The 14,841-nt window shown below is 46.0% G+C and carries 11 protein-coding genes; 8 read left to right on the forward strand and 3 right to left on the reverse strand.

The features are described 5' to 3' along the window. Window positions 1-20 precede the first annotated feature (20 nt). The 6 genes from rpmG to QUB13_RS28065 all read left to right on the forward strand — a co-directional run bounded on the left by rpmG (window position 21) and on the right by QUB13_RS28065 (window position 7,499). Window positions 21-209 (forward strand): 50S ribosomal protein L33, encoded by a 189-nt coding sequence (rpmG, locus tag QUB13_RS28040; RefSeq protein WP_333088218.1) that lies wholly within the window; start codon window positions 21-23, stop codon window positions 207-209. A 102-nt stretch (window positions 210-311) separates the two neighbouring features. Next, on the forward strand, window positions 312-527 hold the full coding sequence (gene rpsR, locus QUB13_RS28045) for a 30S ribosomal protein S18 (RefSeq protein ID WP_194010705.1): 216 nt from the start codon (window positions 312-314) through the stop codon (window positions 525-527). A 300-nt stretch (window positions 528-827) separates the two neighbouring features. Then, window positions 828-2,834 (forward strand): ribonuclease catalytic domain-containing protein, encoded by a 2,007-nt coding sequence (locus QUB13_RS28050; protein ID WP_333088222.1) that lies wholly within the window; start codon window positions 828-830, stop codon window positions 2,832-2,834. 304 nt (window positions 2,835-3,138) lie between these two features. Then, on the forward strand, window positions 3,139-4,581 hold the full coding sequence (locus QUB13_RS28055; protein ID WP_333387764.1) for a 1-acyl-sn-glycerol-3-phosphate acyltransferase: 1,443 nt from the start codon (window positions 3,139-3,141) through the stop codon (window positions 4,579-4,581). A 382-nt stretch (window positions 4,582-4,963) separates the two neighbouring features. Next, on the forward strand, window positions 4,964-5,857 hold the full coding sequence (locus tag QUB13_RS28060) for a sensor histidine kinase (RefSeq protein WP_333088226.1): 894 nt from the start codon (window positions 4,964-4,966) through the stop codon (window positions 5,855-5,857). Between the two features lie 205 nt (window positions 5,858-6,062). Next, the gene (locus QUB13_RS28065; RefSeq protein WP_333387779.1) at window positions 6,063-7,499 is read left to right on the forward strand and encodes an IctB family putative bicarbonate transporter; all 1,437 of its coding nucleotides are present in this window, start codon (window positions 6,063-6,065) and stop codon (window positions 7,497-7,499) included. A 494-nt stretch (window positions 7,500-7,993) separates the two neighbouring features. Here the strand turns inward: QUB13_RS28065 and QUB13_RS28070 are convergent, their stop codons facing one another. The 3 genes from QUB13_RS28070 to smpB all read right to left on the reverse strand — a co-directional run bounded on the left by QUB13_RS28070 (window position 7,994) and on the right by smpB (window position 10,145). Continuing rightward, on the reverse strand, window positions 7,994-8,224 hold the full coding sequence (locus QUB13_RS28070) for an Osc7112_2153 family protein (RefSeq protein ID WP_333387767.1): 231 nt from the start codon (window positions 8,222-8,224) through the stop codon (window positions 7,994-7,996). Continuing rightward, the gene (locus QUB13_RS28075; RefSeq protein ID WP_333387770.1) at window positions 8,221-8,946 is read right to left on the reverse strand and encodes a tetratricopeptide repeat protein; all 726 of its coding nucleotides are present in this window, start codon (window positions 8,944-8,946) and stop codon (window positions 8,221-8,223) included. The genes QUB13_RS28070 and QUB13_RS28075 overlap by 4 nt, the downstream gene beginning before the upstream one ends. A 731-nt stretch (window positions 8,947-9,677) precedes the next feature. Beyond that, entirely contained in the window at window positions 9,678-10,145 is a 468-nt protein-coding gene (smpB, locus tag QUB13_RS28080) for an SsrA-binding protein SmpB (protein WP_193971280.1), read from the reverse strand. A gap of 123 nt (window positions 10,146-10,268) precedes the next feature. Here smpB and xrtO point away from each other — a divergent pair, with 123 nt between their 5' ends. Beyond that, window positions 10,269-11,825: an exosortase O gene (xrtO, locus tag QUB13_RS28085; RefSeq protein ID WP_333387773.1), complete on the forward strand. Its 1,557-nt coding sequence runs from the start codon at window positions 10,269-10,271 to the stop codon at window positions 11,823-11,825. Continuing rightward, window positions 11,812-14,679 (forward strand): TIGR02921 family PEP-CTERM protein, encoded by a 2,868-nt coding sequence (locus tag QUB13_RS28090; RefSeq protein ID WP_333387776.1) that lies wholly within the window; start codon window positions 11,812-11,814, stop codon window positions 14,677-14,679. The genes xrtO and QUB13_RS28090 overlap by 14 nt, the downstream gene beginning before the upstream one ends. Window positions 14,680-14,841: the final 162 nt, after the last annotated feature.

Raw genomic sequence — 14,841 nt, forward strand, 5'->3', positions numbered from 1 at the left:
GTCGAAATTTATTTAGAATTATGGCTAAAGGTGTCCGGATCATAATTACTCTAGAGTGTACTGAGTGCCGAACAAACGTGAGCAAACGCTCCAAAGGCGTGTCTCGGTACACCACGACCAAGAACCGTCGCAACACGACGGCGCGGCTGGAACTCAAAAAGTTCTGCCCCCATTGCAACAAGCACACTGCCCACAAAGAGATTAAGTAGTCAGCCGTCAGTTGCGATCGGTCAGTTGTCAGTTGCGATCAAGTCAACAGTCAACAGCCAACAGTCAACAGTCAACAGTAAACAGTAAACAAACAAAGAACCATGACTTACTTTCGCCGGCGCGTTTCGCCAATCAAACCAGGAGACCCGATCGACTACAAAGATGTCGAGCTGCTCAAAAAATACGTCACAGAACGCGGTAAAATACTGCCCCGCCGGATTACCGGTTTGACAGCAAAACAGCAGCGAGATTTGACCAGAAGCATCAAAAGAGCAAGAATTGTAGCTTTGATGCCCTTCGTAAATCAAGAAGGCTAATTCGATTTTGGATTTTAGATTTTAGATTTTGGAAAGATAGGACTTACGCGAAAACAACGTCTTTTTGTCGCAAGCGAGAATCGCTAATCGAGCGCAAGATTGGGTATTTAGTCGGTGGTGCGTAAGTCTTAATCAAAATCTAAAAAGTTAAAAATTAAAGCACAAAAAGCCCAACTTTTTAGATGTTAGTTTTAACAAGAGATGTAAAAAAGATAAACATCCAAAATCTAAAATCCCCGGATCGCAACCAGACAAATAGCAAGAGTGAAATATTCCAATAAAAATTAATAAAGCTGGCAAGTGGAGAAGGGAACGTTAGTAGAATTTAGAGTGCACGGCGATCGCCGTCTGGCAGTTGCCGATCGCCCCGACGGCAAGAAAAACTGGGTAGTGGTAGACGAAAAAGGCCAACCGCACAGCATACCGCCCAAGCAAATCAGCTACGAAGCAGTCGGAGAAAGTTACAAACCCTCCGACATTGCCAAATTTCTTAAAGAAGTAGAAGGTTACTCAGATCCGTCGAGTTTAGAAGTCGCTTGGGAACTCCTAGTGGGCGACGGAGAAAACACAGATCCCGAATCCCTCGCCATGCTGCTATTTTCCGATCGCACTCCGGCCCAGTGCTACGCAGCATATTGTTTGCTATCAACAGACAAACTGTATTTCAAACAAAAGGGCGATCGTTACGAACCGCGATCGGCCGCCCAAGTAGCCGAAATCAAACACCAGCAAGAAGTAGAACAGCAGCGACACCAAGAATCCCAAGGATTTTGGGATCGAGTCAAACAGCGGCTGGCTGGGGAAAATGTCGAGTGGATTAATAGCGATCGAACTCGCCTCGACGCCCTAGAACGCTTTGCAACCCTCGGAGAAGAAGCCACGCACCGCACCCCGGCCTTAGAAACTTTAGCCAGCTTAGAACGCTCCGAAAACCCCGAAGCAGCATTTCAACTCCTAGTCGATCTCGGCCTGTGGAGCACCCACGAAAACCTGTTTTTGCGGCGCAGCCAAATTCCTCTACAATTGTCCGCAAAGGTATTAGAAGTGGCCCAAAGCTGCCTAGAAAATCCCCCAACCGACTCGGAGACAAACCGTCTCGACTTAACTCACCTCAAGGTTTACACGATCGACGACGAAAGCACCACCGAAATCGACGACGGACTAAGCTTAGAATTCCTCGAAAACGGCCAGCAGCGGCTGTGGATACACATTGCCGATCCCACCAGCTTGCTTTCCCCCGGAGACGAACTAGACCTCGAAGCCAGAAAGCGCACCACTACAGTTTATCTGCCCACCGGCCCAATCCCGATGTTTCCCTCAGCATTGGCAGCCGGGCCGATGAGCTTGGTTCAAGGCAAAGAGTGCAACGCCCTGAGCTTTAGCGTCACCTTAGACGAAATCGGCGCGGCTCAAGATTACAGCATCCACATCAGCAAGATCAAACCAACCTACCGCTTAACCTACGATGATGTAGACGAAATGCTGGAGTTGGGAATCGAAGCAGAACCGGAAATAGGGGCGATCGCCATTGCGGCCAAACTGCGGCAAAAATGGCGCGAAGTCCAAGGCGCAATCAACATTTTCATGCCCGAATCCGTGATCAAAGTCCACGGCGAGGACATCGACATCCACGTCATCGACGACTCCACAGCCCGAATGCTAGTAGCTGAAATGATGATTTTAGCTGGCGAAGTCGCCGCCCGCTACGGTCAAACTCACAGCCTGCCAATACCCTACCGCTATCAGCCCCAGCCAGAACTCCCCCCCGATGAAGAACTGCTGGCCGTACCCGCAGGCCCCGCCCGCGCTTGCGCCGTGCGCCGCTGTATGCCCCGTAGCGAAATGGGCTTGACCCCCGGACGTCACGCAGGCTTGGGTTTGGAATTGTACGCTCAAGTTACTTCTCCCATCCGCCGCTATACCGACTTGCTGGCTCACTTCCAAATTAAAGCTCACCTGCGGGGCGAACCACTGCCTTTTTCTGCCCAAGAAATACAGGATATTGTGATGTGTCTCGGTACCGCAGTCAGAGAAGCTTCTACTGTGGAACGCCAAACGAATCGCTATTGGGGATTGGAATATTTGCGGCGCAATCCCGATCGAGTTTGGGAAGCTTTAATGCTGCGCTGGTTGAGGGAAGATAGCAATCTCGCATTGATTTTATTGGAAGAATTGGGCTTAGAATTGGCGATGCGATTTGGTCGATCGGTCGAAATTGGCGATCGGCTAGAAGTCAAAGTCACACATTGCGATCCGCGATCGGATGTGATTAACTTCCAAGAAGTGATTCTTGAACCCGCACAATAGGATTTTAGATTTTAGATTTGAGATTTTGGATTGCCAAAATCTTAGCGAGATGAGTTATGCGCTGGTGGCGATCGACCAATAAGCTTAAGTTAGCAATCTCACCCGAATTTCGACTTACGAGTTTAGGGGAAATAGCTCTTCAACCCGCGCAGGCGGGTTTTGTCTCTGTAGGGCTGTTGAAACCGCCGTCTCAGATCCTGTCGGGTCGATTACCATAACAAAAACGGATCGCGCGTGCGGAATCTGATTTCAGTCAATCGATCGCACACGACCTTAACTCAAATCTCAAATTTAAAATCACAAAATGGCCAACTCAATTCACCAAGTTCAGCCGCCCCTAGAATTCATACCCCCAGCCTACAACCCCCTAGTAGTCCGGGGCGCTCAGCAAATACTCCCCTGCTGGCTGCGATTTCGGACGAGTATCAGCCACATTCAAGCCGAAAACGTCGAAACCCTCGCCGAACTATTCCACCAATTTCAAAATCAGAAACTTCGCTTCTTGCTGGCCTTCCGCCACCCAAACTCCGACGATCCCTACTGTTTGGGACAATTGGTTTGGAAACTGGTTCCGCAAGCTGCGCGCGCCAAAGGTATTCCCCTACAATTTCCGGTACATTCCCACTTTATCTACGATCGCGGAATTCCCCTCTGGGCCGGTGCTGGAGTCGGCTGGCTGTATTCTCGCCTCGGCGGTACTCCGATCGTTCGCGGTAAAATCGATCGCGCCGGATTGCGATCGGCCCGCGATTTATTCGCCAACAGCCAATTTCCCATCGCCGCCGCCCCAGAAGGCGCTACCAACGGTCACAATGAAATAGTTAGCCCCCTCGAACCGGGAATCGCTCAAATGGGCTTCTGGTGCGTTGAAGATTTGCTCAAAGCCGGACGTACTGAGGAAAAAGTGTTAATTGTGCCGATCGGCATTCAATACCGCTATGTCAACCCACCTTGGGAACCCCTAGAAAAACTTTTAACTCAATTAGAAATAGATTGCGGACTCCCACCCTTAGACCGCACCAACACCGCCAATTTAGAAGCAGAAAATTCCGATACCGAAGACCAAAATTACAAATTTCAATATCTGCGCCTGATTCGACTTGGCAGCCACTTGTTAACAGTAATGTCCGAGTTTTACAGCCGTTTTTATCATAAAAAGATACAGCCAACAACCTCTATTTTAACATCATTATCGCTACCAGACACAACTGCCAACGATTCGGGCAATGAAGTGATGGTTGCTCGACTGACAGCACTGTTAGACGTGGCTTTGCAAGTAGCAGAAGAATATTTTAACTTAAAGCCCAAAGGTAGTTTGATAGACCGCTGTCGCCGTCTGGAACAAGCAGGCTGGGACTATATTTATCGAGAAGATATCAAAGATATTGCAGCACTTTGTCCCTTAGAAAGAGGATTAGCCGATCGCCTCGCCGAAGAAGCAAGTCTGCGGATGTGGCACATGAGACTTGTCGAAAGTTTCGTCTCCGTTACCGGCAGGTACGTCCAAGAAAAACTGACTGCAGAACGTTTGGCAGAAACAACTTTACTGCTGTGGGATGTACTGACTCGCATCAAAGGCGGAAATCCTTTCGGGCGACCTTCTTTGGGCAAACAGCAGGTGCAAATGACCGTGGGCGAACCGCTCTCAGTGGGCGATCGCTGGCAGGGATATCAAACCAGCCGCCGGTTAGCAGTTGCCGAACTCACTCAAGATTTGCAATCAGCTTTAGAAGCAATGATTAATTAGTCAGTAGTTAGTAGTTATTGGTTATTGGTTATTGGTTATTGGTTGTTGGTTATTGGTTATTGGTTATTGGTTGTTGGTTATTGGTTATTGGTTGTTGGTTATTGGTTATTGGTTATTGGTTGTTGGTTATTGGTTATTGGTTACTTGCTACGAATTCCCAATTTCCAATTCTCAATTCCTAACAACAAATAACAAATAACAAATAACAACTAACAACTAACAACTAACAGTCAGCAGCAACAGCCAACAGCCAAGAGTCAACAGTCATCAGTCATCAGTTAACTAAAGTCTGCAACTGCCAACAAGTTGTTATAGACTTGAGAAAGAGGTATAATGAACCACTAATAATCAACGAGCCATAATAAAACCAGAAAAATCACCGATGAATAACAAACCTATCGATTTGTCTACTAACTCAATTAAGGTAAAACTCCTGAATCATTTAGCGCAGGAATTGCTCACCCCACTCACTTCTGTCATCGGCATGGCGAGCGTGTTGAGCCAAGAAATTTACGGGCCATTGACGAGCAAGCAAAAAGAATATATCGACGTGATTCAAGACAGCAGTCGGTGTTTGCGATCGCTAGTTGAAGAAATTTTGGAACTAGCAAATCTCGATGAATCGTCTTTCACCTTGAAGCGAGTCGCAGTCGATATAGAAGGTTTGTGTCAGCAAGTTGTGACAACCCTGTCGCCGGCGGCAAGTAGGCGAGAGCAAGAAATTAATTTCACGATCGGGCCCGGGCCGCGCATCTGGTTGGCAGATAAGGATAAGGTTCAGCAAATGCTGCACCACTTAATTTTTAGCATTATTCAATCGGCTGGGGCAGGCAGCGTGATTCGAGTCCACGTTTCTCGGAAAGAAGACGGTATCAACATCGGAGTTTGGGTTTTTCATCCTTGGTTGGGAGAAAGTTTGCCCCATGCTAAACTCTACTCCGACTACTTGTTGAAGGCCACAGCAGGTAGCGGTTGGCGATCGAACTCCGAAACCTCTTCCCCGGAACTCGAACCGCAACTGGCGACACAGATACAGAGTGCCCAGCGGTTAACGCTGGCGTTTTCTGAGTTGGCGGCTTTGGTGGCCGAGAATGCCGCGGATACCGCACCCGTGTTAGCTGGTTACGGGGCTAGGGAACGATTGGGGCTGCTGCTTTGCTGCCAGTTGGTGGAAATTCAAGGCGGCCAACTCTCGATTCAAGGCACCCCGGAATCTGGATATCGCTACGTGCTCTGGCTCCCTTGCACTAATGCTACGGAGTTGTTGGAAGGATGAAGTCAGTTGGCAGTTGGCAGTTGGCAGTTGGTAGTTGGCAGTTGGTAGTTGGCAGTTGTTAGTTGTTAGTTGGCAGGAAAACAGTTGTTAACAGTCAACAGTTAACAGTTAACAGCTAACAATTCCCTAATGACTAATGACCAATGACCAATGACTAATGACTAATGACTAATGACTAATGACTAATTACAAATCTAAAATAGAAATGAATTCAGTTTGGCAACAGTTAAGTCTGGCAAATTTGCCGCTCTCTCAGTGGCAAAATGGCAGTTATTTATTGAATTGGACGATCGGCAATGCGCGCAGTTGGCGAGAAAGTAGCTGGCTGATGCAGTGGGCGGAGCCTCTGGGTTTTGGTTTGCTGGCCTTGACGTTCAGTATGGGCCCGTTTGTCAACAATGCCTTGGTGGGGCTGTTGATGGCTGCTGGTGCAGCATTTTGGGTGCTGCTGACTGTTTCTGACGATCGCGCGATCGCCCTCACACCCATTCACTTGCTGGTACTGCTGTACTGGGGCATTGCCACCGTCGCCACCGCCATGTCGCCGGTGAAAGCCGCCGCTTTTGTCGGTTGGGGCAAGCTAACGCTGTATTTGCTGTTTTTTGCCCTCATGGCGCGGATATTGCGAGATTCCCGCCTGCGCTCCTGGTTGATTGCAGTATATTTAAATGTCGCTCTAGTAGTCAGTTTCTACGGCGTGCGGCAGTGGATCGATAAAGTGCCGCCATTAGCTACTTGGAACGATCCGACTTCAACTCAAGCCGATTTCACGCGAGTTTACAGCTTTTTGGGCAATCCAAACTTGCTCGGTTCCTATTTGCTGCCAGCAATTGCCTTGAGCGCCGCCGCACTTTTTGTCTGGAAAGGATGGGGAACAAAACTTTTAGCCCTGACAATGCTGGTGGTGAATTGCGCGTGCTTGCGCTACACCGACAGCCGGGGTGCTTGGATCGGTTTTGTGGCTCTGCTTGTCGTGTTTTCAGTGCTGCTTTGGTACTGGTACAGCCCTTCTATGCCTCGGTTCTGGCGCACTTGGGCCCTGCCGTTAGGGTTGGGAGGTTTGGCTGGAGCCTTAATTTTAGGAGTGGCTTTAGTGGAGCCTTTGCGCGATCGAGTTTCGAGTATGTTTGTCGGCCGCGGCGACAGCAGCAACAGTTTTCGGATTAATGTTTGGACGGCGGTGATTGACATGATTCGCGATCGGCCAATTCTCGGAATTGGCCCCGGAAACACCGCCTTTAATAAAGTTTATCCGCTTTATATGAAGCCGAAATTCACTGCTTTGAGCGCTTATTCCGTGCTGCTGGAAATTGCCGTAGAAACTGGCTTTATCGGTTTAATGTGTTTCCTGTGGCTGCTGACTGTCACCGTCAATCAAGGTTTGTTGCAGATCAAAAAATTGCGCGACGCGCAATTTAATATCTCTAATTTAGAGGAAGCGTCCCCAAATCTCAAATCGAATCAAGGGTTTTGGTTGATTGGGGCGATCGCAACTTTAACCGGCATGATGGCCCACGGTTTTGTCGATACCGTTTGGTACAGACCAGAAGTTAATATGCTGTGGTGGTTGATGGTGGCGATTATTGCTAGTTTTTACAGGAACCCGCAGCAGCAAAATTCAGCTTTGACAGAAAGCGAGTAGATAAAAATGCTGGCACAGAACATCTGTTCTTTTGCAAAAAGCATTTTTTTCTTTTAGTGCTTTCCCCGAAGCTCGCCGGTTGCAGGAGCTCTTCGAGCTTTTGATATCATCTCCGGTAAATTACCATCACAAAAACGGATCGCGCGTGCGATCCAATTTTCTTTTTATCAATCGACCGGACATAATATTATATCAAATTCGGTTGTATTCCTTATGATGTTAACAGTCAACAGTCAACAGTCAACAGTCAACACTCAACAGTCAACAGTCAACAGTCAACAGTCAACAGTCAACAGTCAACAGTCAACAGTCAACAGTAAATTTACTCTTCCGATGAAGAGAGGATTTGATATTACTTGATGGCTGTACGAACACAGCCACGATCAATAGTAGGGTGCGCGCTGCACGCACCCTACATAAAATTACTACATACTACATACCTGCAAATGTAAAGTGCTGGTGTCACACCATACAAAATTTATGGAAAATAACTTTTATTCTTCGCTCTCCGAAGGCATGACGAATCTCGGGCACGGATAATTTCCACCATTTCTATCACGGCAACGCCGCCACGTTGACTGATTCGAGCTGAACGGCGTTTCGGATGATTCATTAACTGTAGATTGAACAGTTGCAGGAGTGGGTTGTGCTTTTGAGGCTTGACTGAACTGCAATACTGTGATAATTGCCAGTATGGTTGATGAAAGCAAAAATGTGCGTTTCATTTATTTGTTTTTTCCTCTTTTAATCGTTGACGTGCCATTCCTATCCATATATCCTCATCGAACTCTTGAGAATCCGCATACTTTAGACAAATTTTCCACTGCGGTAGTGCTTCCTTCGTTTTTTTCATCCCTTCTAGGACTTGCGCTTTCAGGCAATAAGTTGCTGGGCCTTCACTATCAAGCTTAATGGCTGCATCCAAATGTTGCAATGCTTCTGAATATCGACCCTGTTTCAGCCGCGCCCATCCCAAATTTTTAAGTAAAGAATATTTAACTCGATCGTCCTCAGCTACTTTCAAACCTTGCCACAGCAAGTGAACCGCAGCAGCATAGTTTTTATTATCAAGAATATATAACCTCGCCAAATTGCTGTAAGCAGCAGGCAGACCTAGTTTGGCAGCTTGCAGATATTTTCCTCGGGCGCATTCCAAATCTTGCACCTCTTCGCAAAGCCATCCCAAATTGTAAAGAGCTGCGCGACTTTTGGGGTCTACAACGAGCGCCAACTCATAGGCTTGTTGAGTATCGGCCAATCGATTGGCTTTGTAGTTTTCCAAGCCTCTATTATTAAACAGTGATGCGAGTTCCGGCAATCCAAATTGCCAACCACCAAAACCTACTGTTAGGAGGAGCAGGAAGGCCGCCCACTTGGACTGGTGATACTTTTTCCCTGGATGTTTCATGACATTAAAAATATTAGCTAATGGTGTCGTTTTTGGCAATTGTCACTGTTAGTTAAGTGATAATTTGTTTGCCGTATTTCATTCCCACCCTCATGACATCATCATCTTAGGAATTGACTTAGGCCTGAGCCTATTTCTCATTTCTGGTTTGCAACTCCACAGCCGAATGCTTGCGTAATGCTGCCACTACCTAGATGTATTCGAGCATAGGTTAATTCTTCGCGGGGCTCGAACACCTATCCGGATCATTTCAGAAAAAAGCCAGAAAAAAGCCGTAAGCCCTAAGCCTGAAAGGAGAAAGAGCCTGGACTGCTACGGATGTTGTGAGTAATAATACTTAGTTGTGGGGCGATCGACAATAAACGGATTGCATATAGCCTTTCAAGCGAAAGATGAGATACTATCCTGTATAGGGCATGGGGCATGGGGCATAGGGCATAGGGCTATCCTCACCACGCTTGAGAAGTGCTATAAATCTTCCATCGATGGGAAAACCGCAGATGTATTTCAATAACAGAAAGAGAATGAAGAGCAATTCAAATCTAATGATTAATCGCTAATCACTAGACTTGAGTTGCACTCAAATCAAACACAGATAACATTGAATTATCTGCATCCGTCAGTGTTTATCTGCCTGAAATCTGCGGTTAACAAAGCGAATATTTATGTAACTCAAGTCTACTAATTACTAACAGACATAAACGATAACTCATGTAGATAGGACTCGAAAAGCCTGTTTTTTACAGGCTTTGAGAAGATTCGTCCAATCACTAAAATTGCTTGATTGCGCGTTCCATATCCCGCTTGTCTTCGCGTTTCTTCAAATCTTCGCGCTTGTCATACAATTTTTTACCTTTACCCAAACCGATATCGAGTTTAACCCAGCCGCCTTTCAAATACATTTTTAACGGCACTAAAGTCAAACCTTTTTCTTCCACTTTGCCAATTAGTTTACGAATTTCCTGCTTGTGCATCAGCAATTTGCGAGTGCGTCTTGGTTCGTGATTAAAATAGTTGCTAGCACTTCTCCAAGGCGAAATATGAACGTTTATCAGCCACAGTTCGCCATTCCGAACTAAGCCGTATCCGTCCCGCAAATTCGCTTTTCCTTCCCGAATAGATTTAACTTCGGTTCCTTTTAACTCGATGCCCACCTGATATGTCTCTATAATTTCATAGAGATGCCGCGCTTGTCGGTTATCGCTAACAATTTTGTATCCCGGACTTTTTTCGCTCATTTTTACCTCCGCTGAAATTATTATAACGCTAGCTTGTCTGTAGAAAAAATAAAAGCTTGACAAAACTTAAATTTCAGGTCTAGGCATTACCAATGTTGCTGAGCTAAGATGTCACCAACGTGAATGTCAAGCGGTATCATGCAGCGCACCAATATTCCAGATTCTGGAATTCCAGATTCTGTTACTCCTTATCCTGCGGTTAATTTGGTTTGGTTAGCTCCTTCTTTACTGTCGCTCACTTGGTTTTTTGCCAATATCTCGGCAGTTAAATGGCTGTTATCCTCGTTTGTTGAGATACCGACACTGTACAAGATAGTAATTAGTTTTCTGATTGTAGCATTAGTAGTGCGATCGCTCAGTTCGGGAACTCGCCCGCCCGCATTGTCCCCCAAATTCGTTGTGAGGCGCTATCCGCTGGTATTAATGTTGGGTGCGAGCGTTTGCTCGATCGCCCTTGGGTGCATAATAGACATCAAACAAATTACCATCCTGCTATTTATCCTCGGAACCTACGGGCTGTATGGCTTAATGGTAGAGCCGAACTTTTGGCGAAAAAACCTGCCAATCGCGGGGCTGCTAGCTTGTATTTTACCATTCAACACTCAGCTCAATAACGGATTGGGTTTGCCGGCGCGAGTGCTGACAGCTCAGGTAGTAGAAAAATTGCTATCGGTTTTCCAAATCGGGGCTATTTCTTCCTACGATATCATCGTCTTAGAAAACGGCATCGCTCAAGTAGACGTACCTTGCAGCGGCATTAAAACCCTCTTAGTAGGGACACTATTTTTGCTAGCTGCTACCTGGTTAGAAAGCCGTCAATTGGGTTTTAAATGGCTAGGAGTATGCGCCGTCAACTTCATAATGTTAGTTTCGGCTAACGCTTTGCGGGTAGTCGTATTAGTATTAGTTGCCCAAGTTTTTCAACAGCCAATTTATGCCGAAATCCTGCACGTACCCCTGGGAATAGTCGGTTTAGTTAGCGCTTGTTTTTTGAGTTGGTTGATGCTGCAAAAAATACCAAAAATTTCCGCAGCCAAACAAATTAATCTTGAGTCGCAACCAGATGTAGAAATCCTCAAAAATCAGCCCTTAGCAAAAGCCGGACTAATTGCGGCCGTCGCTGTGTTGGCAGCAATTTCTCAATTCTATCATGTAGAAAGCGAACAAGTAGCGATCGCCCCCCTGAAATTTCCCCAACAAATCATATCCGAACCAATCCCCCTGAATCCCAGCGAACAAAAATTCTTCGGCAATTACCCAGACACCAAAACAGAAAAAAAGAGATTTATCTCCGGTAACTTGCGCGGTTCCATGCTAACCGTAGCCAGCACATCCTGGCAGACTTATCACGCACCAGAGTTGTGCTTTATCGCCAGCGGCATCCCCGTCAACCGCATAGAAAGAAAACAGCTAACTCCTGCCATCGCAGCCCGCTGGCTGTCTGTCAAAGACAACCAACTATCTGCCACCTACTGGCTGCAATCTTCCGAGCAAACAACCGATAATTTCTTAGAGCGAATCCGCCGCGATATCAACCACAAAAATCATACTTGGGTGCTTGTGTCAATTCTTTTTGACAATTCCGTAAACCCCGAAAGTTCCGAAGTCCAATCTTTTGCTAAAAACGTACATAACACCGTTAATTATAGCTTAACAACAGCAAAAAATGAAAAAAATTAAGCTGGCATTGAACATAATTTTTCAGCTAATATTTTGGCTGTGGAACCTGACGTTTTTGTCAATTGTTTATTTGGGAATTTTGCCCTACCTGGCAATCCCGTTAATCCAAGCCACAATAGACGGAATTATCCCCCTGGAATTTGCCTTAACCTTAACAGCACTAATAGCAGTACCGACAGTATTTACAATCGTCGGATTCAACAAGCGTTTTAGCAAACAACCATTGCAGCTAATGCGCCTGTTTTACGGCGTAGAAGCGCCCTTATTTTTGCTCTGCTCAATCAGGTTATTTTTGCTGCGAGAACTGAATCCACCTAGCTCTCAAATTATTGGGACAATAGGATTGTGTACCGCAGGATTTTTAGTAGAAATCCTCTACGGATATTTGGGAAAAATAGAAAACACTCAAGATGCTTCAATATCTCAAAATGCTGAAAACAAACAGCACCCTGTGAGTGGATTGATTGGCAACAAACAAATTGTCTGGATACAGTTAGGAGTTCACAGTTTAATGTTGCTAGTTGGCATTTGGGCAGCCACATTGCTGATGTTTTACGCACTGCCTGTCGCAACTGTACTCGTAGTTGGATTTTTTAGTTTTACTTGGGTTACACCACTGATTGAATCTTTCAAGTACAGTTCATTTGAGATAATTTGGTGGCTGCCATTATCCTTAATTCTATTTGGTTTTACCTCAAGTTTATTCGTAGTAATGCCTTCGCTTTACGGCTTTCTCTACATCCAATCCGCGCGCAAAATATTAAATAGTTTTGCTTCGCAATACGGAAAAAATCAAGCAATCGCGGGCAGCTTGGGAGTGATGGCAGCTTGGCTGGCTATTTTCGCAGCTTTGCAGCAGCAGCCGCAAATTCAAGCAATGAAAATTCTGGAAACTCCCGCAGCTAATGAGACGGCGCGTCAAACTTTATTAGCCAAGTCTGATATGATTCGATCGGGCTTAGTTAACGCCTATTTGTCTCCTTACCGCTACCTGAGCACTGTGGGAGAAAATGACCACATTTACTCGCTGTACAAAAATACTTTAAATCTGCCTGACCAAGCAGCTAAAAGCGTACAGAACAGCTATAATATTTTAATGTCGCCGTTTTTGTATCAAGGCTCCGGTTCCGATGTCAAAAAAGCCGAAAAACTTTACGCTGGATTCTTCGATACTGAAATTCAAAAAGGTGACACAGAAGCAGTAAAACACGCGGTGCAGTCAACATCTAACCGGGAAGAAGCTAAGGCTGGTTTGTTGAATGTCAATGAGGAAAAAGTATGGTTGGATTCTCAAGAAGTTACAGTCAAAGAAAACGGCGATTGGGCTGACGTTCAAATCTACGAAGTTTACAAAAATCAAACGCCCAACTTGCAAGAAGTATTTTATTACTTTTCTCTGCCGGAAAGCGCCGCAGTTACAGGAGTTTGGCTGGGCGATACTGGGGATTTGAACAAGCGTTTTGCTTTTACTGTGTCGCCCAGAGGTGCCGCCCAGCAAGTTTACAACGAGCAGGTAGTAGAAAGAGTAGATCCGGCTTTGCTCGAACAAATTGGCCCGAAACAATACCGCTTGCGAGCTTTTCCTGTTCCGCCTAAACGAGAGTTTGCGGTTACTAACGGGCCAACGGAAATGCACCTTTGGCTGACTTACAAAGTCCTGCGACAAGCACAGGGTTGGGCGATGCCAAGTTTATCGGAAAAACGCAATATTTTTTGGAATCAAAATACTCGCCGAGTTATCGCTGGAAGGGAGATTAAATACAAGGGTAAGGAGGCAAAAGAAACTTGGCTTCCAGCATTTTTACCCGCAGTTGCACCGCAAAAAGCAATACCGCATTTAGCGAATTTACCCGGCAAAAATACTGTTTCTGCTCAGCCGCTGATTGATATAAATTACTTTTTGCCAAACGTTAAAAAGTTGGCTTTGGTGCTGGATACTTCTCGGAGTATGGCGGCGGAAAGTCAAGAACTTAAGGAGACTTTTGATTGGTTAAAAAAGAATGTTTTAGCCACAAACAGTGTGGATTTATATGTGTCGAGTGCGGCGGGTGTGCCGCCGAGGTTGGTGGAAAATATACGCAGTTTTGATGCGGGAAAGTTGACGTTTTACGGTACAATTCAACTTAAGGATATTCTGCAACAGTTTGCACGGTTGCGCGCCGATCGCACTTATGATACTGTATTCTTGGTGAGCGATCGCCACAGTTACGAGTTATCGGACGATCGCAAAACCAGCGTTTCTCTAACTGCACCTTTATGGACAGTGCATTTAGGAGGTTTGCCCCCTGGCTATGACGACGCTACTTTAAAGGTGATTCAAGATAGTGGCGGCGGAGTTTCTACCGATATCAAAGAAGCAATGCAGCGAGTGGCGACGATGGCAGCGTCGGGGAAATCTGTAGTTAATGTTGTTGATGGTTATGCTTGGAGTTATGCTAAAACTCCGAAGGTGGCTGCAGGGGTTCCGAAAATAACTAATGATGAAAATGAAGGTTTTAAACCGATAGCGGCGCGACAGTTGATAACGGCACTCAGCAAGCAGAAAACTGCTAATCAATTGACTCAATTGGATGCGATGCAGTCGCTTGCTAAAACGTTTAAAGTCGTCACGCCCTATTCTTCGATGATTGTGTTGGTTAATGACGAGCAAAGGGCGCAGCTAAAGGCGGCGGAAGGTAAAAACGATCGATTTGAACGCGAGGTAGAATCGGGTAAGGAGGAGTTGACGAAACCGAGCAATCCTTTGAATGTTTCGGGGGTTCCCGAACCGGAAGAATGGCTGCTTTTGATGGTTGGGGCGATCGGGCTTTTGGCGATTTTCCTCCGTCAACGGCGCGCAAAAACGGTAAGTTGAAAAGCGCGCGCCCTGACTCAGAAAACAAGTAAATTATGACTCAATACGGTTCACTTAAGACAGATCCCCCCTAACCCCCCTTAAAACTGTAGTTTAGACTAAAAAATGAGCGTAGCTAAAAGTAGCCACCTTTGAATCTCAGGCAAGCTGTTGCTTAAAAAC

Source organism: Microcoleus sp. B4-D4 (genome assembly GCF_036705185.1).
Classification (GTDB): domain Bacteria; phylum Cyanobacteriota; class Cyanobacteriia; order Cyanobacteriales; family Microcoleaceae; genus Microcoleus.